Annotated in this window: 21 protein-coding genes and 1 tRNA gene; 10 read left to right on the top strand and 12 right to left on the bottom strand. The window is 64.0% G+C overall.

The window, feature by feature from the left end; all coding sequences use genetic code 11:
* The first annotated feature begins 109 nt into the window (after window positions 1–109).
* The gene (locus CAG44_RS15180) at window positions 110–2,242 is read left to right on the top strand and encodes a TonB-dependent siderophore receptor (protein WP_085692433.1); all 2,133 of its coding nucleotides are present in this window, start codon (window positions 110–112) and stop codon (window positions 2,240–2,242) included.
* A 170-nt stretch (window positions 2,243–2,412) separates the two neighbouring features.
* Here CAG44_RS15180 and CAG44_RS15175 read toward each other — a convergent pair.
* Window positions 2,413–2,502: transfer RNA gene (locus tag CAG44_RS15175), tRNA-Ser, on the bottom strand.
* Between the two features lie 198 nt (window positions 2,503–2,700).
* On the opposite strand from CAG44_RS15175, the gene CAG44_RS15170 reads away from it, so the two are divergent.
* The 3 genes from CAG44_RS15170 to CAG44_RS15160 all read left to right on the top strand — a co-directional run bounded on the left by CAG44_RS15170 (window position 2,701) and on the right by CAG44_RS15160 (window position 5,327).
* Window positions 2,701–3,390 carry a crotonase/enoyl-CoA hydratase family protein gene (locus CAG44_RS15170; protein WP_085590072.1) on the top strand — a complete coding sequence of 230 codons (690 nt, stop codon included), beginning with the start codon at window positions 2,701–2,703 and terminating at the stop codon, window positions 3,388–3,390.
* Between the two features lie 181 nt (window positions 3,391–3,571).
* Window positions 3,572–4,291, top strand: coding sequence for a 1-acyl-sn-glycerol-3-phosphate acyltransferase (locus CAG44_RS15165; RefSeq protein WP_025338167.1), 720 nt, complete (start codon window positions 3,572–3,574; stop codon window positions 4,289–4,291).
* Between the two features lie 64 nt (window positions 4,292–4,355).
* Window positions 4,356–5,327: a magnesium and cobalt transport protein CorA gene (locus tag CAG44_RS15160; RefSeq protein WP_085590070.1), complete on the top strand. Its 972-nt coding sequence runs from the start codon at window positions 4,356–4,358 to the stop codon at window positions 5,325–5,327.
* Window positions 5,328–5,459: 132 nt separating this feature from the next.
* On the opposite strand, the gene CAG44_RS15155 is transcribed toward CAG44_RS15160, so the two are convergent.
* Complete coding sequence (locus tag CAG44_RS15155) at window positions 5,460–6,191, bottom strand: amidotransferase (protein ID WP_085692432.1); 732 nt, start codon at window positions 6,189–6,191, stop codon at window positions 5,460–5,462.
* A 219-nt stretch (window positions 6,192–6,410) separates the two neighbouring features.
* Here CAG44_RS15155 and CAG44_RS28040 point away from each other — a divergent pair, with 219 nt between their 5' ends.
* Window positions 6,411–6,653 carry a hypothetical protein gene (locus CAG44_RS28040; RefSeq protein ID WP_128637193.1) on the top strand — a complete coding sequence of 81 codons (243 nt, stop codon included), beginning with the start codon at window positions 6,411–6,413 and terminating at the stop codon, window positions 6,651–6,653.
* A 66-nt stretch (window positions 6,654–6,719) separates the two neighbouring features.
* Window positions 6,720–7,520, top strand: coding sequence for a cytochrome c (locus CAG44_RS15150; protein ID WP_085590066.1), 801 nt, complete (start codon window positions 6,720–6,722; stop codon window positions 7,518–7,520).
* Window positions 7,521–7,635: 115 nt separating this feature from the next.
* On the opposite strand, the gene CAG44_RS15145 is transcribed toward CAG44_RS15150, so the two are convergent.
* The 4 genes from CAG44_RS15145 to CAG44_RS15130 form a co-directional block, all read right to left on the bottom strand.
* Window positions 7,636–7,968 carry a ribonuclease E inhibitor RraB gene (locus CAG44_RS15145; RefSeq protein ID WP_003260395.1) on the bottom strand — a complete coding sequence of 111 codons (333 nt, stop codon included), beginning with the start codon at window positions 7,966–7,968 and terminating at the stop codon, window positions 7,636–7,638.
* Between the two features lie 176 nt (window positions 7,969–8,144).
* On the bottom strand, window positions 8,145–8,381 hold the full coding sequence (locus CAG44_RS15140) for a hypothetical protein (protein WP_025338164.1): 237 nt from the start codon (window positions 8,379–8,381) through the stop codon (window positions 8,145–8,147).
* Between the two features lie 207 nt (window positions 8,382–8,588).
* Complete coding sequence (locus tag CAG44_RS15135; RefSeq protein WP_025338163.1) at window positions 8,589–10,664, bottom strand: LTA synthase family protein; 2,076 nt, start codon at window positions 10,662–10,664, stop codon at window positions 8,589–8,591.
* A gap of 241 nt (window positions 10,665–10,905) precedes the next feature.
* On the bottom strand, window positions 10,906–11,097 hold the full coding sequence (locus CAG44_RS15130; RefSeq protein ID WP_012271091.1) for a PLDc N-terminal domain-containing protein: 192 nt from the start codon (window positions 11,095–11,097) through the stop codon (window positions 10,906–10,908).
* Between the two features lie 124 nt (window positions 11,098–11,221).
* Between CAG44_RS15130 and CAG44_RS15125 the strand changes: the two genes are divergently transcribed.
* Entirely contained in the window at window positions 11,222–12,160 is a 939-nt protein-coding gene (locus CAG44_RS15125) for a ZIP family metal transporter (protein WP_085590062.1), read from the top strand.
* A gap of 122 nt (window positions 12,161–12,282) precedes the next feature.
* Here the strand turns inward: CAG44_RS15125 and CAG44_RS15120 are convergent, their stop codons facing one another.
* Window positions 12,283–12,813: a hypothetical protein gene (locus tag CAG44_RS15120; RefSeq protein WP_075044091.1), complete on the bottom strand. Its 531-nt coding sequence runs from the start codon at window positions 12,811–12,813 to the stop codon at window positions 12,283–12,285.
* Between the two features lie 60 nt (window positions 12,814–12,873).
* Window positions 12,874–13,398 carry an ankyrin repeat domain-containing protein gene (locus CAG44_RS15115; RefSeq protein WP_085590060.1) on the bottom strand — a complete coding sequence of 175 codons (525 nt, stop codon included), beginning with the start codon at window positions 13,396–13,398 and terminating at the stop codon, window positions 12,874–12,876.
* Between the two features lie 265 nt (window positions 13,399–13,663).
* Here CAG44_RS15115 and CAG44_RS15110 point away from each other — a divergent pair, with 265 nt between their 5' ends.
* Complete coding sequence (locus tag CAG44_RS15110; RefSeq protein ID WP_025338158.1) at window positions 13,664–13,936, top strand: DUF3509 domain-containing protein; 273 nt, start codon at window positions 13,664–13,666, stop codon at window positions 13,934–13,936.
* Window positions 13,937–14,059: 123 nt separating this feature from the next.
* Here the strand turns inward: CAG44_RS15110 and CAG44_RS15105 are convergent, their stop codons facing one another.
* The 3 genes from CAG44_RS15105 to aroC all read right to left on the bottom strand — a co-directional run bounded on the left by CAG44_RS15105 (window position 14,060) and on the right by aroC (window position 16,974).
* Window positions 14,060–14,596 (bottom strand): oxidase, encoded by a 537-nt coding sequence (locus CAG44_RS15105; protein ID WP_085590058.1) that lies wholly within the window; start codon window positions 14,594–14,596, stop codon window positions 14,060–14,062.
* A complete protein-coding gene (locus tag CAG44_RS15100) occupies window positions 14,596–15,750 on the bottom strand; it encodes an MFS transporter (protein WP_085692431.1) in 1,155 nt (384 codons plus the stop codon). The genes CAG44_RS15105 and CAG44_RS15100 overlap by 1 nt, the downstream gene beginning before the upstream one ends.
* 132 nt (window positions 15,751–15,882) lie before the next feature.
* Window positions 15,883–16,974: a chorismate synthase gene (gene aroC / locus CAG44_RS15095; RefSeq protein ID WP_025338155.1), complete on the bottom strand. Its 1,092-nt coding sequence runs from the start codon at window positions 16,972–16,974 to the stop codon at window positions 15,883–15,885.
* 236 nt (window positions 16,975–17,210) lie between these two features.
* Between aroC and CAG44_RS15090 the strand changes: the two genes are divergently transcribed.
* Window positions 17,211–18,173, top strand: coding sequence for an alpha/beta hydrolase (locus CAG44_RS15090; RefSeq protein ID WP_085692430.1), 963 nt, complete (start codon window positions 17,211–17,213; stop codon window positions 18,171–18,173).
* Between the two features lie 200 nt (window positions 18,174–18,373).
* The gene (locus tag CAG44_RS15085; protein WP_085665305.1) at window positions 18,374–19,156 is read left to right on the top strand and encodes a hypothetical protein; all 783 of its coding nucleotides are present in this window, start codon (window positions 18,374–18,376) and stop codon (window positions 19,154–19,156) included.
* Window positions 19,157–19,279: 123 nt separating this feature from the next.
* Here the strand turns inward: CAG44_RS15085 and prmB are convergent, their stop codons facing one another.
* Entirely contained in the window at window positions 19,280–20,188 is a 909-nt protein-coding gene (prmB, locus tag CAG44_RS15080; RefSeq protein WP_015269350.1) for a 50S ribosomal protein L3 N(5)-glutamine methyltransferase, read from the bottom strand.
* Between the last annotated feature and the right edge of the window lie 111 nt (window positions 20,189–20,299).

Below are 20,299 nucleotides of genomic sequence, written 5' to 3'. Positions count from 1 at the left end.
CTGCTCCCACAGGGATATCACTGCACCTGAGGATAGTGATTTTCCTGTGGGAGCGGGTTCACCCGCGAAGAGGCCGGCTCAGGTGTCGCGCATCCAGGAGCCCCACCGCATGCCCCCGCGTCACCCCCGCCTGCCCCTGAGCCTGCTCAGCCTGGGCCTGGCCCTGCATTGCCCCCATGTGCTTGCCGAAGACAGCGTGCTACTGGCCCCGCTGCAGGTGTCCGACACCTACACCAACGACGGCTACCAGGCACGCCAGGCAGCAGTAGGCGGCTTCCAGCCCGCGCCCCTGCTCGACACCCCGGCCTCGATCAGCGTGTTCAGCCAGCAACTGCTGGAAGACCGCCAGGTGCGCCAGCTCAGCGAGGTGCTGCAAAGCGACGCCTCGGTGGGTGAAAGCTATGCCCCCATCGGCTACTACGAAAACTTCAACGTGCGCGGCTTCGAGCTGAATGCCACCAGCAGCTACCGTATCAATGGCCAGACCATCGCCGGCGAGCAGAACGTGGCCCTGGAGAACAAGCAGCAGGTGGAGCTGCTCAAGGGTTTGTCCGGGCTGCAGAGCGGCGTGTCGGAGCCGGGCGGCCTGATCAACTACGTGACCAAGCGCGCCGAAGACGTGCGCAGCGTCACGGTCTCGACCAACGAACAAGGCGAGCGCTACCTGGCCACCGATCTGGGCGGCTGGTTCGGCAGCGAGCGGCAGTTCGGCCTGCGGGCCAACCTGGCCCATGAAGACATCCGCTCCTACGTCGACCACGCCGACGGCAAGCGCGACTTCGCCTCGCTGGCCTTCGACTGGCAGATCAACCCGGATGCCACCCTGCAGCTGGATGCCGAATACCAGCACCGCGAACAGCGCTCGGTGCCGGGTTACCAGCTGCTCGGTGGCAGCGAAGTACCCCATGGCATCGACCCCGACGACCGCCTGGCCTACCAACACTGGGCCAAGCCGGTGCAGAACGATTCGCTGAACCTGGGTGGGCGCTTCGAGTACCGTTTCAACGAAGCCTGGACCGGGACCTTGAGCGCCTCGCGCAGCAAGGTGGTTATCGATGACTACAGCTCGTTTGCCTGGGGTTCGAGCGAAGGCGCGTTCTTCGGCAGCAACGGCGACTACGACATCTACGACTTCCGCAGCCCCGACGACACCCGCCGTACCGACGAGGCGCAGGCCATGCTCAACGGGCGTTTCGATGCGCTGGGCGTGGGGCATGAGCTGACCGTGGGCACCAGTGCGCAGCGGCGCACGCTGGATCAGCGCCCCAGCTATATGGAATGGGTAGGTACAGGCAACATCTACACGGGTGCACCGGCCTTTGATCCATCCGACAAGCCCATCAGGTCTAGCGAACGTCGCCTGGACAGCCGCCAGTACGGGTTGTTCGTGAGCGACCGCATCAGCTTCAACGAGCACTGGCAGACCGTACTGGGTGCCCGTGAAGTACGCCTGGACGAGAAAACCTGGAATGAGGACGGCGTTGCCGGTCGCCATACCCGGCAGTACGAGTTGCTGCCCAACGCCGCGCTCATCTACAAGCCGCAGCCGGATACCACGGTATATGCCAGTTATTCCAAAGGCCTGTCGGCAGGCGGCACCGCACCGTGGTTCGCCGAGAACAAATTCGAAATCCTGGCACCGACGACCTCGCACCAACTGGAACTGGGCCTCAAGCATGACTGGCAAGGCCTGAGCTTCAGCGCCGCACTGTTCCAGATACGCCAGGCATACCAGTACGCCCGCCCGGACGGCGCCGGCCACTTCACCTACGTGCAGCAAGGCCAGCAGAAGAACACCGGCCTGGAACTGGGCGCCAGCGGCTGGGTGACCTCGAACCTGCAGGTGCAGGCCAGCGCTGCGGCGATTCGGGCGCGGGTGCAGAACAGCGATACCGATGCCTATGAAGGCCACCAGGCGATCAACGTGCCCAGGTTCCGGGCGGCGCTGCAGGCGGAATACACCCTGCCGGTACCGGGCTTGGCACTGCTGGGCGGGGCGCGCTACAGCGCCAGCAAGTATGCGAGCCAGGCGGGGAATGTGGAAGTTGGTGGGTATACGGTGTTCGATGTGGGTAGCCGCTACCGCACGCGTATCGGGGGGTATGACACGGTGCTGCGGCTGACTGTGGATAACGTGTTCGACAAGCGTTATTGGCGCGATGTGGGGGATTACCTGGGGGATAACTACCTGTTCCAGGGGGCGCCGCGGACGGCTCGGCTTTCGGCTTCGGTTACCTTCTAGATTTTTTGGGGCTGCTTTGCAGCCCTTTCGCGACACAAGGCCGCTCCTACAGGAGACCGCGCACGCTTGTAGGAGCGGCCTTGTGTCGCGAAAGGGCCGCAAAGCGGCCCCCAAAGGCCCCAAAAACAAAAAGCCCCCGGCTTCTCAGCTCGGGGGCTCTTCGTAGAATGTGGCGGTGAAGAAGGGATTTGAACCCTTGATACGATTTCTCGTATACACACTTTCCAGGCGTGCTCCTTCGACCACTCGGACACTTCACCGTTTCTCTTCAAGCCTTGCAGCCTGTCGAGGTGCGCTAATTTAGTGAAAGACCTTCCCTTTGGCAAGCATTTTTTTCAATTTTTTCATGCATTTGCATTTGAGCCCCGGCGAACGCTGACCGACCAGTCAGCCTTACTGCTTTACCTCGCCCCTGGCGCTGGGTAACGTCGTCGCCACGCCAACAAAAGGACTCTGCCATGAGCGAGCTGATTACCTACCACGCCGAAGACGGCATCGTTACCCTGACCCTGAACAACGGCAAGGTCAACGCCATCTCGCCAGACGTCATCGCCGCCTTCAACGCCGCGCTAGACCGCGCCACGCAGGAGCGTGCGGTGGTGATCATCACCGGGCAGCCGGGCATCCTGTCTGGCGGCTACGACCTCAAGGTGATGACCAGCGGCCCCAAGGAAGCAGTCAGCCTGGTCACCGCCGGCTCCACCCTCGCCCGCCGCCTGCTTTCGCACCCGTTCCCGGTGGTAGTCGCCTGCCCGGGCAATGCCGTGGCCAAGGGTGCCTTCCTGCTGCTGTCGGGCGACTATCGCATTGGCGTCGAAGGGCCGTACAAGGTGTGCCTGAACGAAGTGCAGATCGGCATGACCATGCACCATGCCGGTATCGAACTGGCCCGCGACCGCCTGCGCCGCTCGGCCTTCCACCGCTCGGTGATCAATGCCGAGGTGTTTGACCCGCAGGGCGCGGTGGACGCAGGCTTCCTCGACAAGGTCGTGCCGGCCGAGCAGTTGCAGGAAGCGGCACTGGCGGCGGCGCGAGAGCTGAAGAAGCTGAACATGCTGGCGCACAAGAACACCAAGCTGAAGGTGCGCAAAGGGCTGCTGGAAGCGCTGGACAAGGCGATCGAACTGGACCAGCAGCATATGGGTTAGCCGGGCCGGCCTCTTCGCGGGCTTGCCCGCTCCCACAGGGACAGCGCCAGAGCCGAGGGCAACGCTGTACCTGTGGGAGCGGGCAAGCCCGCGAAGAGGCCGCAGCAGGCTTGCACCAGGGTTTGCCCCAACCAGTGCACATCCGTACACTGCCCGACGACTGTCTGGTGTGAGTCGTACCATGCTTTATTCATTGCGCATGTTCCTGCTGGCGCTGCATTTCCTTGTGGTTGGTACCCTGGGCCTGGTCATTGGCCTGTGCCGTCCCTTCAACCCCGACAACAGCCGCCTGTTCGCCCGCCTCTACAGCCTGCCGGCCACCTGGCTGATGCGCATCAGGGTCAAGGCCGAAGTCGGTCCGCTGTGGGATCAGCCGCCAGGCTGCGTGATCGTCGCCAACCACCAGTCCAACTTCGACCTGTTCGTGCTAGGCCAGGTGGTGCCGCAGCGCACCGTCGCCATCGGCAAGAAAAGCCTGGGCTGGATCCCGCTGTTCGGCCAGCTGTTCTGGCTGGGTGGCAACGTGCTGGTCGACCGCAAGAACGCCTACCAGGCACGCAAGGCCATGCAGAAGACCACTCGGGTGCTGCAGGACGATACCTCGATCTGGATTTTCCCCGAAGGCACGCGCAATCCCGGCGAGCACCTGCTGGCCTTCAAGAAAGGCGCGTTTCACATGGCCATCGAGGCCGGTGTGCCGATCGTGCCGGTATGCGTCAGCCGCTATGCCGGGCGCCTGAGCCTGAACAGCTGGCGCCAGCGCACGGTGATCGTGCGCTCGCTGCCACCGATCGCCACGGCGGGCATGACCCTGCAGGACCTGCCGGCGCTGATCGAACAGTGCCGGGGGCAGATGCAGCAATGCATCGACCGCATGGAAGGGGAACTGGCCAAGCGCTAGGTTGCTCTTGAGCCCACTACAGCCCAAGCTGTAACCCGTGTCCAACCGGAATAAGCGAACAACCATGGGTCGAGTCGTGGCATCGGCGGTGTACAGCGCCGGCAGAAAGGTCACCAACATCAGCATCGATGAAGGCAGCGAGTGGGCGCGCAAGCCGGGGCACTTTGTATGGATCGGCCTGGAAGAGCCCAACGCAGAGGAGCTGGCCAACCTGCAGTGCCAGTTCAACCTGCACGAACTGGCTATCGAAGACGCCCTGGAAAAGCACAGCCGGCCCAAGCTGGAAACCTTTGGCGACGCCCTGTTCATCGTCACCTATTCGCCGGTGCGCCACGAAGGCAAGCTGGAGTTCATCGAAACCCACATCTTCGCCGGCAACGGCTACATCATCACCTGCCGCAACGGCCACTCGAAATCCTATGCCCTGGTGCGCCAGCGCTGCGAGGCGCGGCCGTTGCTGCTGGAGCACGGCGAAGACTTCGTGCTGTACGCCCTGCTCGACTTTGTCACCGAGAACTACCAGCCGGTCAGCGAGGCCATTCATGGCGAGATCGAAGAGCTGGAGCAGAGCGTGCTTGGCGGTTCGCTGCAAGAGGACGATATCCGCCGCTTGCACAGCCTGCGCCGCGACATCCTGCGCCTGCGCCGCTACGTGGCACCGATGGTGGAAGTGAGCGAGGAACTGCAGCGCCTGAGCTTCCCGTTCATCGACAAGAACATGCGCCCGTACTTCCGTGATGTGCAGATCCACGTGACGCGGCAGATGGAGGACCTGGCAGGCATCCGCGACATCGCCAGCCAGACCATCGAGATCGGCATGCTGCTGGAGTCGTCACGGCAGAGCATCGTGCAGCGCAAGTTTGCAGCCTGGGCGGCGATCCTGGCGTTCCCCACGGCAATTGCCGGGGTTTACGGGATGAACTTCGAGAACATGCCGGAGCTGGGGTGGCACTATGGGTACTTCGGGGTGCTGGGGGTGATTGCGGCGGGGTGTTCGGGGTTGTATGCCAGCTTCAAGAAATCGGGCTGGCTTTGAGATTGTCGGGGCGCTTTGCGGCCCTTTCGCCGGCAAGCCAGCTCCCACAAGGACCGCACAAGTCTCAGGCCTGTGATGCCCCTGTGGGAGCTGGCTTGCCGGCGATTGGGCTGCGAAGCAGCCCCCGGCCCCTCACGCCGCGTCGTGTTTGCTCACCGGTTGCTGGATAAACCGCAACATCCACTCCCCCACCAGGTCGCCCTGGTGCTCGGTGGCCAGGCTGGCCACGGCCTTGTGGTACACCTCATCACCCAGATACTGCTGGCGCGCATCGAGCAGTGCGCGGGAGTAGTCGTGCACGAACTCGGGGTGCCCCTGGAAGCACAGCACCTGGTCACGAATGTGGTACGCAGCGTTCGGGCAGAAATCGCTGGAGGCGATCACCGTGGCGCCTTCCGGCAGCTCGGTCACCTGGTCCTGGTGGCTGATCAGCAAGGTCAGCTCCGACACCTCCGGGTCCATCCACGGCGCATGGGCCGCCAGCGAATAGCGGTGGATACCCACGCCCCAGCCCTGCTCGGCACGCTCGGCCTTGCCACCCAGGGTCAACGCCAGCAACTGGTGGCCGAAACACACACCCAGCAGCTTCTCGCCACGCTCGTACAACTTCAGCAGGTAGACCTTGAGGGTCTGGATCCACGGGTCGGTACCAAACGAGTCGGCCTTGCTGCCCGTCACCAGGTAGGCATCGAACACTTCGTTGTCGGCGGGGTAATCGCCATTCATCACGTTGTACACACGAAATTCGGCTGCGATCGGCTGACGCGAGAAGAGCTGCTCGAACATCCTGCCGTAGCCCTGGTACTGCGCGGTCAACTCCGGTCGCAGGACATCGGTTTCAAGGATGCAGATGCGTAACGACATAGGGGTAGTCCTGAACGACATGGGTGGGAATCTGCTGTAGAGACTGACGCGAAAGGCACGTACAAGCAAGTAGGCCGCACTGACGAACGGTCACATTTCGTCGGTGCCCTGCTGGCACTTGCGCCACCGTCTAGCCAGAGCATGCCAGCTGGCTGGCACTTGGCCTCATAGCCAGACGAAATCAACGAACTACAGTATTAGAACAAAGGGTTCTCAAACATGGATGACGCACACCCTACTGTTGGTTGTATATCCACTTTCAAGAGGCAGGCAGTTCAGGCGTCACGCAACGCCACTGCGATCGACCCGAAGCGCGACAGGGAAGCCAACGGGTATTCAGGAATAACAACAAGAAGGCGGTCCGCCATGTTCAGACAATCGAAAATTCGCCAAGCTGGGCTCATTCTCTTCGCCACGACTTTGCTGCTGATCCTGCCGAACCTCACACGTTTGTTCGGCTGACTGCCGCTGTGGCGCCAACAGGCAACGCACAGGTAACCTGCTGGCCTTGATGGTCGGAGATTATCCATGCGCCACTGCCTTGCACTGTTAGTGTTGCTTCTGAGCCTGCCGCTGTCGGCGGCGCAACTGCACCTTGAACTGGGCTCCACGACGCGCCAGTGGAGCAGTGCCGAACTGCTCGACCACCCGCAGGCCCGGGACATCAGCATCGACCAGGACGTTTCCTACAAGCAGCCCATGCATTATCGGGCGGTGCCGCTGGCCGCGCTGCTGGATGGCGTGAACGCCAGCGACCACCTGCAGGCGGTGGCGCTGGACGGTTTTGCCGCCGAAATGCCGGCGGCGCCACTGTTGCAGCACGGGCCGGCACAGGCCTGGCTGGCGGTGGAGGAGCCGGGCCGGCCGTGGCCACCACTGGGCCAGGGCAAGCCGAGTGCGGGGCCGTTCTACCTGGTGTGGACTGCACCGCAGGCAGGCGGCATCCGCCCGGAGCAGTGGCCGTTCCAGATTTCCACGATTCGCAAGCTGGCTTCTGTCGAGGCGCGTTTTCCGGCGCTGCTGCCCGACCCGAAGCTGCCGGCCGACAGCCCGGTGCGCCGGGGCTTTGCCTTGTTCCAGCAGAACTGCCTGGCGTGTCACCGGCTGAACGGCGCGGGGGATGCCCAGGTGGGGCCGGACCTGAATGTGCCGCATAACCCGACCGAGTATTTTCGGCCTGAATATCTACGCCAGCTGATTCGTGACCCACAGAGCCTGCGGCAGTGGCCGCAGGCGAAGATGCCGGGGTTTGCAGAAAGTGTCTTGAGTGAAACGGAGCTGGATGAATTGCTGGCCTATTTGAGGCATATGACTGGGCGCAGGCCTTGAGGGCCGTGTGTGCTTCTTCGCGGGCTTGCCCGCTCCCACAGGATCACCACAGGCTTGAAGGCCGTGAGATACCTGTGGGAGCGGGCAAGCCCGCGAAGAAGGCAACACAAAACTCTCAGGCTATGGGCCGCTCCTGCTTGACCCCCCACCCTTCCACCTCACCGCCATAAGGTGTCACCAGCTGCTCGAAGGCCTCTTCGAAGTCGCCAATCCCGCCATGGGTGGCATACATGACCTTGCTCAGCTCCAGATGCCAGGCACCGTCGCCCAGCTCCTTCACCTGGGCATTCAGCGATTCACCGCGAAACTGCCCGGCCGCGCGGCGGGCCCCTGCTTCGTCGGGGAATATGGCGTAGAACTCGATGGGGTGGATCTGGGTGAAGTCGAAACCGCCTGCCTTCATCTGGCGCAGGACGTTGCTGCTGATATCGTCGTTCTGGCTGCTCATGAAACGTCCTCCTGAATAATGCGATGGATAGACTTTCCGTGCACTACGCACCTGCCGGCAGCGGCCGGGCAGTTCGAGCTGATGCAAGACGCGAAGGGATGCGGTGCCGACCCGCAGAATAGGCCGGCACCTTCTTGCAGCGTAGTGCCTGCCAGGGCACCACGCAAACGTGTGGTTCAGGGCGTTTCGTGGATGCTGGTGATGGTCACGCCACTCTGTTCCTTGAGCCAGCGTGCGGTGGGTGAAACAGTGCGGTCCTGGAAGTCGTTGAGGTCCAGCTCGTCCATCACCGGGAACAGGTGCGAACGGATGGCCCGCGCGGCGTCCTCCTCGCTGGGGCACTGGTCGCCGTGCAGCGTCAGGGTGGTGAGCACGCCCTTCTGGTCGGCAAAGATGACTTCCCACTCTTTCATTGAACGAACCCTCTAAGTCAACGAACACCGGGTGTGTGATGCCTGAAACAAGTGACCTTGAGGTGGGGAGAATGTTCAGTCTGAGGGATTTGTGTTGGGCCCATTCGCGGGCACGCCCGCTCCCACAGGGCCACCACAAGGTCCGAAACCTGTGCTGTACCTGTGGGAGCGGGCGTGCCCGCGAATGGGCCGTGAAACGGCCCCGATCTACTTCGGCGTGCCGTGCACTACACCGGCAGTGTTATCCAGCAAGCTCTTGGTCGCGGTCTGGATATACGCTTCCAGCTTCTTCAGCATTTCCGGCTGGTCCGGGCTTTCGATCAGCTCGGCCTTGAACTCGCTGCCCAACTGGTAGCGGTACATGCGCGGGGTCATGTCCTTGGACTCGATCAGGATGCGGTCGCCCTGCACCAGGCCGACGATCTGCTCGCTGCCCGATGGCTTGATCATGCCCACGCCCTGGTCGCCCTCAGGCAGGTTGAGCAGGTCGCGACCCCAGCACTGGTGACGGGCCTGGCCACCCAGGCGGCCCATGATGGTCGGCACGATGTCGACCTGGGTACCCACGGTGTGGTTGACCGCACCGAACTTCTCCTGGATGCCCGGGGCAATCAGCAGCAGCGGCACGTTGAAGCGGCCCAGATCCAGCTCGGTGACCTGCTGGTGGTTGCCAAAGCCATGGTCGCCAACGATGACGAACAGAGTTTCCTTGAAGTACGGCTCCTTGCGCGCCTTCTCGAAGAACTGCCCCAGCGCCCAGTCCGAATAGCGCATGGCGGTCAGGTGCTCGTCCAGGCGGCCCTGGCCGGTTACCGGCTCTACCGGCAGGTCCTTGGGCAGCGCGTACGGGGTATGGTTGGACAGGGTCTGCAGCAGCGCGTAGATCGGCTTCTTGCCATCGTGCTTGGCCAGCTCTTCGGCGCCGCGGTCGAACATGTCCTGGTCGGACACGCCCCAGGTCGGGTCGGAGAACACCGGGTTGACGAAGTCGTTACGGCCAATGAAGGTGGTCATGCCTTGGTTGCCGAAGAACCCGGACTGGTTGTCCCAGGCAAAGTCGCCGTTGTAGACGTACACGTCGTCGTAATCGCGGGCGCTGAGCAAGGCTGGCAGGCCGGACAGCTTGTGGCCGCCTTCCGGGGTCTGCATCAGGTATTCGAAGCCTGGCAGGTTGGGGAAGCAGGCCATGGTGGCGAACATGCCCTGGTGGGTATGGGTGCCGTTGGAGAAGAAGCGGTCGAACAGCAGGCCCTCTTTGGCCAGCTTGTCGAAGTACGGGGTGATGTTGTTGGGGCTGCCCAGCGCGCCCACCGAGTGGCCGGCGAAGCTTTCCATCAGGATCACCACCACGTTCTTGATCGGCAGGGTGCGCTCGGCCGGCGGCACGAAGTCGCGGCGGATGGCAGCCTCGTCGGCATCGACCAGGGTGTCGTTGGCGGTCAGCAGCTGCTCGCGCACGCTCTGCGTGGCCACGTCCTGCTCCAGCACCGGCTTCCAGATGTTGGCGCGGTCTTCGCCGAAGCGGCTCTTGGCAGCATCGATCAGGGTCAGGGTGCCGTTCAGGCCCAGCTGGTTGACGAAGTTGGAATCGGTGGTGAAGGCATCACCCCAGCGCATCGGCGGGCCCTGGCGCAGGGTGCCACGGGCGGCGACCACGGCCACCAGCAGGATCACCATGAACACCGCCAGGCGGTTGTACCACGGCGCCGCGCGGCGCTGCAGAGTGACCTCGCCGTCGCCATTGCCACGGGTCATGCGGTCGATGCCCTTGAACAGCAGGCTCAGCAGCCAGGTGCCGAACAGCCAGGCCAGCAGGTAGCGCACCACCGGGAAGCCGTACCAGAGCATGCTCAGCACGGTTTTCGGGTCTTCCTTGATGTACTGGAACACCAGGCCGTTGAGGCGCTGGTGGAACTCGCGATAGAAGTCCATCTCCATCAGGCCGAGGAACATCACCACGCTCGACGTGATGGTCAGCCAGAAACGGAACAGGCCACGCCGGGCCATGGCCCAGGGGCTGAGGATGGCCAGCAGCAGCGGAATGCTGATGTACACCACCACCCGCAGGTCGAAGCGCAAGCCGTTGAGGAAGCCTTCGGCGACGGTCGCGTTGGGGGTATCGCCGATCATGTCGCTGTTGTAGACCAGCAGCGCCAGGCGCACGAGGCTGAGCATCAGCATGATCACCAGGCCGCTGAGCAGCGTGTAGGCCAGGTGGGATTTCAGGGTGGGCGAGAACGACGCTCGCGCGCCCCGTTGCTTCAAGGCGTCCGGGTTAGCCATGAATGGGAAGGTCCTAGGATTGCGGGTTTGCGGAGATGGCGCAGGTGTATACCAACGCAGCATTGTGCGGGTGCGGATTCTGTTTAAACCAATGTGAAAATTTTGTCACGGGGGTGTTGCCGCTTTTGTCTGTTACGGCCTCTTCGCGGGCACGCCCGCTCCCACAGGGGGATCACTGCCCTCGGTGCCGGTGATATCCCTGTGGGAGCGGGCGTGCCCGCGAAGAGGCCAGCACAGCCATTCAGATCCGCACATTCCCCCGCGGCCCGGCGATCGCCCAGATCACCAGGCCCACCACCGGTAGCAAGGCGATCAGCAAGATCCACAACACCTTGATGCCCACTTCGCTGCCACTCTTGATCACATTGAGGATGGCCCAGATATCCAGCGCCAGGATGATCAGCCCGACAAGGCTGTTGAACGTCGACCCCATGCCTAAACTCCTGTCCAGAGGCTTTGCCACAGCATAGCCAGCTATCACGTCGATAGAAGGGAATCCTTGGCCGTTTGCGCGGGTCACTGCTTAAACTGCTGTATCCATCGATTTCGAGGTTGCCATGCCCCCCGCTCATACCCACCCCGTTGCCCTGCCCTCGCCCGTCAGCGCCTGGCGCCAACAGATGCACGACAATCCATGGATAGGCGCCGGCCTGGCCCTGAGCCTGCTGGTGGTACTGGTGCTGCTGGGGGCAAGCCTGTGGAACGCAGTGAACGGCGACCACGCCGAGAACCTGCACCTGGCCGCACTGGGCGGGTTGTCCGGCTTTGGCGCCACGGCGCTGGGCGCGGTGCTGGCGGTGGTGCTGCGCGATGTCAGGGCGCGCACCCAGGATGTGATGCTGGGTTTTGCCGCCGGCATGATGCTGGCGGCCAGTTCGTTTTCGCTGATTCTGCCGGGCCTGGATGCCGCCCGCGAAATTACCGGCAACGGCCCGGCCGCGGCCTTTACCGTGGTGCTGGGCATGGGCCTGGGCGTGCTGCTGATGCTGGGCCTGGACCGCTTCACCCCGCATGAACACGAAAGCACCGGCCCGTGCGGCCCGGAGGCCGAGCGCATCAGCCGGGTGTGGTTGTTCGTGCTGGCGATCACCCTGCACAACCTGCCTGAGGGCATGGCCATTGGCGTGAGCTTTGCCAATGGCGACATGAACATCGGCCTGCCGCTGACCAGCGCCATCGCCATCCAGGACATCCCCGAGGGGCTGGCCGTGGCGCTGGCCTTGCGCGCTACCGGGTTGTCGAACCTGAAGGCTGCACTGGTGGCGATCGGGTCGGGGCTGATGGAGCCGCTGGGTGCGGTGATCGGCCTGGGGATTTCAACCGGCTTTGCCCTGGCCTACCCGGTGAGCATGGGGCTGGCGGCGGGGGCGATGATCTTTGTGGTTAGCCACGAGGTGATTCCCGAAACCCACCGCAATGGGCACCAGACAGCGGCGACCCTGGGGTTGATGGGTGGGTTTGCGGTGATGATGTTCCTCGATACCGCGCTGGGCTGAAGTTCTGGGCTGACTGTACCGGCCCTATCGCCGGCAAGCCAGCTCCCACAGGTACAGCACAGGTTTCGAACTCTGTGGTGATCCTGTGGGAGCTGGCTTGCCGGCGATAGGGCCATCAGCCTTTAGATGTGTACAGCCACTTTCAATGCCTCCAGGGCAGGCTCGACCTTGATCCCCACCTCTGCCCCCAGCTCCAGCACCCGCGCCAGGTCTTTCTGCCCCACCATCACCATCTGCAGCTCGTCATCCAGCAACTGGCTGAAGTTGAGCAGCACATAACCACCGGCCTCTTTGTTCAGAGCGCCCATCTGCACCTGGATGCGGTTGAGTGCGGTCAGCGGCTCGGTGCGGGCCAGTTGCTTGGGCTTGAGGGTGAACGGCACACTCTGGTCGAACGAATCGCTGATCTGCTGGAACAGGTCCTGGTAGCTGTCGGCCTGGAACACCACGGTGTCCGGCAGGCTGCCCAGCACCACCCATTCGCCCAGCGGGATGGGGAAGCTGTCGTCGTAGTTGATGTCGGGGTTGGCGGCCAGGAAGGCGGCGGGGTCGGCGTAGGCCTGGGCGGCCTCGTCGGCGATGCGCTCGATGTCTTCCTCGCGCATGCAGCCAGCGCCAATGAGGCTGATGAATTCGAGCAACTGAGTTTTCATGAAAGGGGGCCTGCGACGGGTGAAAAGTCGCCAAGGATAGCCGCAAATGCCCCCTTGCGGTTAGCCGGCCAGCACTTGCAGGCGCGCTGCGGCGTCCACGGCCCCCATGGTTTGCGCTGCCATCAACGCGGTGGTACCACGGGCATCCTGACGGGCCGGGTCGGCCCCCTGGGCCAGCAGGTAGTCGAGGATTTCGCTGCGGTTGAACATGGCCGCCAGCATCAGCGCGGTGCGGCCATCCTGCGCGGCGGCGTCCACCGGTACGCCGTGCTCCAGCAACAGGCGGATCATGGCCAGGTCGCCCTTGAACGCGGCACCGGCGATGGGTAGCTGGCCGTTATCGTTGGCAATCAGCGGGTCGGCGCCATGCGCCAGCAGCACGCGCACTGCGTCGTGGTGGCCGTGGTAGCTGGCCAGCATCAGCAGGGTGTCACCCTTGTGGTTGCGCAGGTTGGCCGGCATGCCGCTGGCAAGCAGGCGCCCGAGCATCTCGGCATCGCCTTGGCGAGCACGTTCGAACACCTGCTCGGCGAAGGCGGCGGTTTCGTCGTCAGTCATGGTGGCAGGCGTGGGTTGGCTGGACATTTGGAACCTCCTGGCAGAAATCGTTGCCCAAGTCTTTGTCAGGCAAGGCTGCCGGGTCAAAGGTTCAGTTTCTATCGGGCCGATAGCTGGCCACGGGTCGTGCAATATGCACTGTGCAAAATGCACGACCGTGCAGCTTGCACGACAGCGTTTTGGAAAAAAATGCGTAAACAACTGAATTTAAAGGGATTTTTCAGAAAAAAATTCCTGGCACGGTCACTGCAACAATCAACTCACGTCTGCCACGCAACAGCCAGGAGTTGATATGGACCTCATCCAGGAAAAGTTCGTTTCGGTATTTTCGGCCTACCAGGTAAATACCCAGGCCCGGCCCGACGGCGGTGTGCTGCTGACCCTGCGCGCAGCTGATGGCAAGGTCACCCGCCGGGTACTGACCTATACGCAATTGCACAGTGCCGAACAGCTTTCGTGGGCGATCAGTGCGATTCGCCGGGATCTGGCCGAACAGGCCAGTGAACTGCCGGTGATTTCGATGCTGCAGAGCCAGCAGCGGTTTGCCTTGCCGACTTATCGCTGAGTTTTGTGTTGGTTTATCTGGCCTCTTCGCGGGCTCACCCGCTCCCACAGGCATAGCGCGGCCCTCAGGCTCGGCGATATACCTGTGGGAGCGGGCGAGCCCGCGAAGAGGCCAGCAAAGCCATCACAACTCATCAATGCCCAGAAACGCGCGCGCAGTCACATCCCCGGTAAACCTCGGCTGCATCCCCTGCTCGCTGCCATACAACCGCAACGCCAGGCAAAACGGCGCATCGCCCAGCTCGACCCAGCGCCGGGTCCCCGCTGGCACCACCAGCTGGTCACCCTTCTCGCACAGCACCGAATACACCCAATCCCCCAAACGCAGGCCAACCTGCGCCCGCCCGCTGATCACGGCAAACACCTCGTCGGCGTCATGCACATGCTCATCGCGCACATCCACCTGCGCCGGGGCCTCGCCGTCACGGTTGAGCACCACGAAGGCTTTGCTGCCATGCGCCGTCATCAACTGGTCCAGGTGCCCGCGGCAGGCCTCCAGCACCTCGTCCTGGGCCGTGCCCGGGCGCACCCGCAGGCCATGCTCGGCCTGGGTAAAGCGCACGCCCTGCTCGGCCAGGGTGGCGGCGATGTCGTCGTGGTGGGTCAGCACCTTGTTCGGCAGTTCCGGGCTGGAGGGGTGGAAAACGCTGAGAATGCTCATCAGGGGCGGGTCCTGGTCGGTTGCGAACAAAGGGCAATGATAACGGCTGCAGCCAAGGCTGCGGCACTGGCCATACCAAAGGTGAAGGTGGGCCCCAGCAGTTTCCAGCTGTAACCCGAATACAACGCCCCCAGCGCACCGCCAGTGCCCGACAGCGCCGCATACAGCGCCTGGCCCTGGCCCTGCTGGCGGGCGCCGAAGCTTGCCTGGACGAAAGCGATGCTGGCGGCATGGAAGCAGCCGAAGGTGGCAGCATGCAGCACCTGGGCGAACACCAGCACCGCCGGCTCACCGGCCAGGTTGCCCAGCAACAGCCAGCGCAGCGCCGCCAGCACGAAGCTGGCCAGCAGCACCTGCTGCACCGAAAAGCGCGCGAAGATGCGGCTCATGGCCATGAACACCAGTACTTCGGCCACCACCCCCAGTGCCCACAGCAAGCCAATGGCACCCCGGGCATAGCCCAGGTGTTCCAGGTGCAGGGTGAGGAAGGTGTAGTACGGCCCGTGGCTGAGTTGCATCAGTGCCACGCAGGCGTAGAACGCGATCACCCCGGGCGCCCGCAGCTGCTGCAGGAAGCCGCCCGCGCCGCTGCGCTCGCCCTGCTCCACCGGCTGGGCATTGGGTACCCACAGGCTGGCGGCGACGATGCCGGCCATGATCGTGACCAGCGCCACCGGGTAGATATCCAGGCTCAGCCACTCGAACAGCCGGCCCAGGCCGACCACGGTAAGGATGAAGCCGATCGAGCCCCACAGGCGCACCTGGCTGTAGCGCGCGGTTTGCCCGTGCAGGTGGGCCAGGGTGATGACCTCGAACTGCGGCAGCACCGCATGCCAGAAGAACGCGTGCAGGGCCATGACCAGCGCCAGCCAGGCGTAGCTTTTGCCTAGGAAGATCAGGGCGAAGGTGGCCAGGGTCGACAATGCGCCCAGGCGCACGATCAGCAGGCGCTGGCCGGTGCGGTCACCCAGCCAGCCCCACAGGTTGGGGGCGATGCAGCGCATGAGCATGGGGATGGCCACCAGCTCGCCGATGCGTGCTGGAGAGAAGCCCAGATGGTCGAAGTACAGCGCCAGGAACGGGGCGGTGGAACCGAGCAGGGCGAAGTAGAACAGATAGAAGCTGGACAGGCGCCAGTAGGGGATTGGTTGCATGGGGTGGCCTATGGGGTTGCCGGTACTGGCCCTATCGCCGGCAAGCCAGCTCCCACAGATACCCCACAATGTTCAGGCTTGTGGTAATCCTGTGGGAGCTGGCTTGCCGGCGATAGGGCCAGTACAAGCGAATCAGAGCTGGCCCAGCACCGGGGTATTCACCTTCACATCGGCATTCTGCGCGCGGTGGCGCAGCAGGTGGTCCATCAGCGCGATGGCCATCATCGCCTCGGCGATCGGCGTGGCGCGGATGCCCACGCACGGGTCGTGGCGGCCTTTGGTGATGACGTCCACCGGGTTGCCGTCGATGTCGATGGAGCGGCCCGGGGTGGTGATGCTGGAGGTCGGCTTCAGCGCCAGGTGGGCAACGATCGGCTGGCCCGAGGAAATACCGCCGAGGATGCCGCCAGCATTGTTGCTGAGGAAGCCTTCCGGGGTCAGCTCGTCACGGTGCTCGGTGCCGCGCTGGGCCACGCTGGCGAAGCCGGCGCCGATTTCCACGCCCTTGACCGCGTTGATGCTCATCAGCGCGTGGGCCAGTTCGGCGTCGAGGCGGTCGAAGATAGGCTCGCCCAGGCCCGGCATGACGCCTTCGGCGACCACGGTGATCTTGGCACCCACCGAGTCCTGGTCACGGCGCAGCTGGTCCATGTAGGCCTCCAGCTCCGGCACTTTGCTCGGGTCAGGGCTGAAGAAGGCATTCTGCTCCACCGACTCCCAGGTCTTGAACGGGATTTCGATCGGGCCCAGCTGGCTCATGTAGCCGCGCACGGTAATGCCCTGGGTGGCCAGGTATTTCTTGGCGATGGCACCGGCGGCCACGCGCATGGCGGTTTCGCGGGCCGAGCTGCGGCCACCGCCGCGGTAGTCGCGGATGCCGTACTTGTGGTGGTAGGTGTAGTCGGCGTGGGCCGGGCGGAACAGGTCCTTGATCGCCGAGTAGTCCTTGGACTTCTGGTCGGTGTTGCGGATCAGCAGGCCGATCGAGCAGCCGGTGGTGCGGCCTTCGAACACGCCGGAGAGGATCTCCACCTCATCGGCTTCCTGGCGCTGGGTGGTGTGCCGGCTGGTGCCGGGCTTGCGCCGGTCGAGGTCGTGCTGCAGGTCGGCGAGGGAAATTTCCAGGCCCGGTGGGCATCCATCGACAATGGCGACCAACGCCGGGCCATGGCTCTCGCCAGCGGTGGTGACAGTGAACAGCTTGCCGTAGGTATTGCCGGACATGGACGCTCCGCGAGATCTGCCTGAAGTGAACGAAAGCGGCAGTATACAGATGGATTGATCGCCTGTGCTGGCCTCTTCGCGGGCTCGCCCGCTCCCACAGGTACCCCACACGACTCAGGCCTGGGGTAAACCTGTGGGAGCGGGCGAGCCCGCGAAGAGGCCGAACCTGCCAGGCAAGGCCCAAGAACCTTCCCGCAAACACTGGGTCAAACCCTCATCTCCCCATGTAGTACCGCATGATGTCGCGCCTCGTCGCCCTCTTCTTCCTGCTGTGCACCGGCCTGGCCCAGGCCGCCGCCCCCACCGTGCTGCAACGCCCGATCGACCTCGACACCGGCCAGGGCGTGCTGCACGGCAGCCTGCTGCTGCCGCAACAGCCCACCCCGCCACCGGTGGTGCTGATCATCGCCGGCTCCGGCCCCACCGACCGTGACGGCAACAACCCGGCGTCAGGCCGGGTCGACAACCTCAAGCGCCTGGCCCTGCTGCTGGCCAACGAGCACATCGCCAGCGTGCGCTACGACAAACGCGGGGTGGCCGCCAGCCAGCCGGCCACGCCCGACGAGCGTGACCTGAGCGTGGAGCGCTACGTGGCCGACGTGGTCGCCTGGAGCCACAAGCTCAAGGCCGACCCGCGCTTCGGCCCGTTGATCCTGATCGGCCACAGCGAAGGCGCGCTGATCGCCAGCCTGGCCGCCGAGCAGGCCGGCGCCAGCGCGGTGATTACCCTGGCCGGCAGCGGCCGGCCGCTGGCCGAGGTGCTGCGTGAACAGCTGGCCCAGCGCCTGCCGCCGGCACAACTGGCCGATGGCAGCGCCCTGCTCGACCGCCTGCAGGCCGGGCAGACCAGCCTGGAGGTGCCGGCGCCGCTGCGCCAGGTGTTCCGCCCCAGCGTGCAGCCCTACCTGATTTCGCTGTTCCAGCAGAACCCGGCGGCGGCCTTTGCCCGCCTGCCCATGCCCGCGCTCATTGTGCAGGGGCGCAACGACGTGCAGGTGGGCGTGGTCGACGCCGAACGGCTGAAGGCTGCCAAACCGGATGCCCAACTGGTGCTGATCGATGGCATGAACCACATGCTGCGCATCAGCCCCAAGGCGATGAGCCAGCAGCGCGACAGCTATCTCAACCCTGAACTGCCGCTGGCAAGGGAGCTGGGCGAGCAGATTGTGACGTTTATCCAGCATTTGCCTTCTGCCTGACCCTCAGGTCTTGGCCGGTACGGCCGATATTTCAGTATTAGCGGAATTTTGGGGCCGCTGGCGCGCCCCATCGCCGGCAAGCCAGCTCCCACAGGAACACAATAGGCCTGAATGCCCTGCGGTCCCTGTGGGAGCTGGCTTGCCGGCGATGGGCTGCGCAGCAGCCCCTGCCGCCTGCCCGTACCCAAGGACAAGCCCTGATGACAACCGCCCCCGCCGCCGTAGAGCCGGCCGAAGAGCCCGAGGAAAGCACCGCCCTGCCCTGGGCCGAGCTGGCCGCCGAACATTTCCAGCTGTTGCGCCTGGCCGCCCTGCCCACCGACCGCAACACCGGCGCACGGCCGCTGCGCTTTGTGCAGTTCGGTTATGCCGAACGCCACGACAAGGCCCACAGCCTGTTGCGCATGGAAATCCAGCTGCCCGGGCAGAAGGTGCACAAGGAACAGAACCGCCTGGACATTCGCGTCGACCACACCGCGCGCCTGGTGCGCATTGGCAATGAACATGGCCTGCAACTGGAGCCGCTGAACCGTGGCATTGGCCGCTTCCTGCTGGCCCAGGCCGCGCAGTGGCTGCAGCGCAAGTGGTCGCACTACCAGATCGAGGGCATGGCGCTGCCGAGCAAGGATGCGCTGAACGAAGACTCGCGCCTGCGTCGTGACCACTGTCTGCGCGGGATGGGTATCGAGGTGGAGTACGAGGACAGCCAGCATCTGAAGGGCCGTACCGTGGAAATGACGGTGGGCCAGCTCAAGGGCGCGTGGAACAGCGAGCGCTTGCAGCGAGTGGGGATACTGGATGCCGCCGGCCTGCTGCAGCAGGCTGACCAGCAGTTGCAGGAAAAGGAAGGGCAACTGCGTGAGCGGGATGAACGGGTTGCCAAGTACCAGCGTGAAGACAGCGGGTTGCGCTTTACCATCACCTGCCTGGTGGCGTTTGCGGTGTTCCAGGCGGGGTTGCTGATCTGGATTGCCACGCGCTGAGACCGCGTTGCGGCCATCGCCGGCAAGCCAGCTCCCACAAGTCCACCACAATGCTCGGGCCTGTGATATTCCTGTGGGAGCTGGCTTGCCGGCGATTGGGCTGCAGAGCAGCCCCTTTCAGGTTCAGACCCGGGCCTTGAACAGTTCCTGATGCTGGCGGCACTGCTCGGCAGTCAGCATGAACACCCCATGCCCGCCGCGCTCGAACTCCAGCCAGGCAAAGTCCACTTCGGGGTACAGCGCCTCGACATGCACCTGGCTGTTGCCCACCTCGACAATCAGCAAGCCCTTGTCAGTCAGGTGATCCGCCGCTTCGGCCAGCATGCGCCGCACCAGGTCCAGGCCATCGTTGCCGCAGGCCAGGCCCAACTCGGGCTCGTGGTGGTATTCGGCCGGCATGTCGTCGAAGTCTTCGGCATCGACATACGGCGGGTTGGACAGGATCAGGTCGAAACGCTGCCCCGGCAAACCGCCAAAGCCGTCGCCCTGCACGGTATACACGCGCCCGTCCAGGCCGTGGCGTTCGATGTTCTGGTTGGCCACTTCGAGCGCCTCGAACGACAGGTCGGCCAGCACTACCTCGGCCTCGGGGAACACGTCGGCGGCAACGATGCCGATGCAGCCAGAACCGGTGCACAGGTCGAGAATGCGCGCCGGCTCGCTCGCCAGCCACGGCTCGAAGCGTTTCTCGATCAGCTCGCCAATCGGCGAACGTGGCACCAGCACGCGCTCGTCGACGATGAACGACATGCCGCAGAACCAGGCCTCGCCCAGCAGGTAGGCGGCCGGCACGCGTTCTTCGATACGGCGCTTCAGCAGGTGCTGCAGGCGTACCCGCTCGTCGTCCTCGAGCATGCAGTCCAGGTAGCTGTCGGCCACCTCCCACGGCAGGTGCACCGCCCCCAGTACCAGCAGGCGGGCCTCGTCCCAGGCGTTGTCGGCACCGTGGCCGAAGAACAGGTCGTGCTCGTGGAAGCGGCTGACCGCCCAGCGGATGTAGTCGCGCAGCGTGCGCAGGCGGGATGTGATCACGGGGTACTCCTAATTCAGACCGGACAAAAGTCTAACAGCCCCACCCGCACATTTGTTCCTTTGCCTTACCCAATGGCTAGCCACAAGCCAGTAACCATGCCGCTTGCGTTG

The organism is Pseudomonas sp. B13(2017) (assembly GCF_002113245.1).
Taxonomy (GTDB): Bacteria; Pseudomonadota; Gammaproteobacteria; order Pseudomonadales; family Pseudomonadaceae; genus Aquipseudomonas; species Aquipseudomonas putida_Z.
Note: the sequence above shows the minus strand (reverse complement) of the source record. Positions and strands in the feature narration are given on the sequence as shown.

Excerpts from the sequence above, each read along its gene's own strand:
- CAG44_RS15110 (WP_025338158.1), top strand. The coding sequence starts at position 13,664 with ATGGACCTCATCCAGGAAAAGTTCGTTTCGGTATTTTCGGCCTACCAG.
- CAG44_RS15120 (WP_075044091.1), bottom strand. The coding sequence starts at position 12,813 with ATGAAAACTCAGTTGCTCGAATTCATCAGCCTCATTGGCGCTGGCTGC.
- CAG44_RS15160 (WP_085590070.1), top strand. The coding sequence starts at position 4,356 with ATGGGTCGAGTCGTGGCATCGGCGGTGTACAGCGCCGGCAGAAAGGTC.
- CAG44_RS15150 (WP_085590066.1), top strand. The coding sequence starts at position 6,720 with ATGCGCCACTGCCTTGCACTGTTAGTGTTGCTTCTGAGCCTGCCGCTG.
- CAG44_RS15125 (WP_085590062.1), top strand. The coding sequence starts at position 11,222 with ATGCCCCCCGCTCATACCCACCCCGTTGCCCTGCCCTCGCCCGTCAGC.
- CAG44_RS15105 (WP_085590058.1), bottom strand. The coding sequence starts at position 14,596 with ATGAGCATTCTCAGCGTTTTCCACCCCTCCAGCCCGGAACTGCCGAAC.
- CAG44_RS15145 (WP_003260395.1), bottom strand. The coding sequence starts at position 7,968 with ATGAGCAGCCAGAACGACGATATCAGCAGCAACGTCCTGCGCCAGATG.
- CAG44_RS15085 (WP_085665305.1), top strand. The coding sequence starts at position 18,374 with ATGACAACCGCCCCCGCCGCCGTAGAGCCGGCCGAAGAGCCCGAGGAA.
- CAG44_RS28040 (WP_128637193.1), top strand. The coding sequence starts at position 6,411 with ATGGATGACGCACACCCTACTGTTGGTTGTATATCCACTTTCAAGAGG.
- CAG44_RS15180 (WP_085692433.1), top strand. The coding sequence starts at position 110 with ATGCCCCCGCGTCACCCCCGCCTGCCCCTGAGCCTGCTCAGCCTGGGC.
- CAG44_RS15165 (WP_025338167.1), top strand. The coding sequence starts at position 3,572 with ATGCTTTATTCATTGCGCATGTTCCTGCTGGCGCTGCATTTCCTTGTG.
- CAG44_RS15090 (WP_085692430.1), top strand. The coding sequence starts at position 17,211 with ATGATGTCGCGCCTCGTCGCCCTCTTCTTCCTGCTGTGCACCGGCCTG.
- CAG44_RS15100 (WP_085692431.1), bottom strand. The coding sequence starts at position 15,750 with ATGCAACCAATCCCCTACTGGCGCCTGTCCAGCTTCTATCTGTTCTAC.
- CAG44_RS15115 (WP_085590060.1), bottom strand. The coding sequence starts at position 13,398 with ATGTCCAGCCAACCCACGCCTGCCACCATGACTGACGACGAAACCGCC.
- CAG44_RS15170 (WP_085590072.1), top strand. The coding sequence starts at position 2,701 with ATGAGCGAGCTGATTACCTACCACGCCGAAGACGGCATCGTTACCCTG.
- aroC (WP_025338155.1), bottom strand. The coding sequence starts at position 16,974 with ATGTCCGGCAATACCTACGGCAAGCTGTTCACTGTCACCACCGCTGGC.
- CAG44_RS15155 (WP_085692432.1), bottom strand. The coding sequence starts at position 6,191 with ATGTCGTTACGCATCTGCATCCTTGAAACCGATGTCCTGCGACCGGAG.
- CAG44_RS15140 (WP_025338164.1), bottom strand. The coding sequence starts at position 8,381 with ATGAAAGAGTGGGAAGTCATCTTTGCCGACCAGAAGGGCGTGCTCACC.
- CAG44_RS15135 (WP_025338163.1), bottom strand. The coding sequence starts at position 10,664 with ATGGCTAACCCGGACGCCTTGAAGCAACGGGGCGCGCGAGCGTCGTTC.
- CAG44_RS15130 (WP_012271091.1), bottom strand. The coding sequence starts at position 11,097 with ATGGGGTCGACGTTCAACAGCCTTGTCGGGCTGATCATCCTGGCGCTG.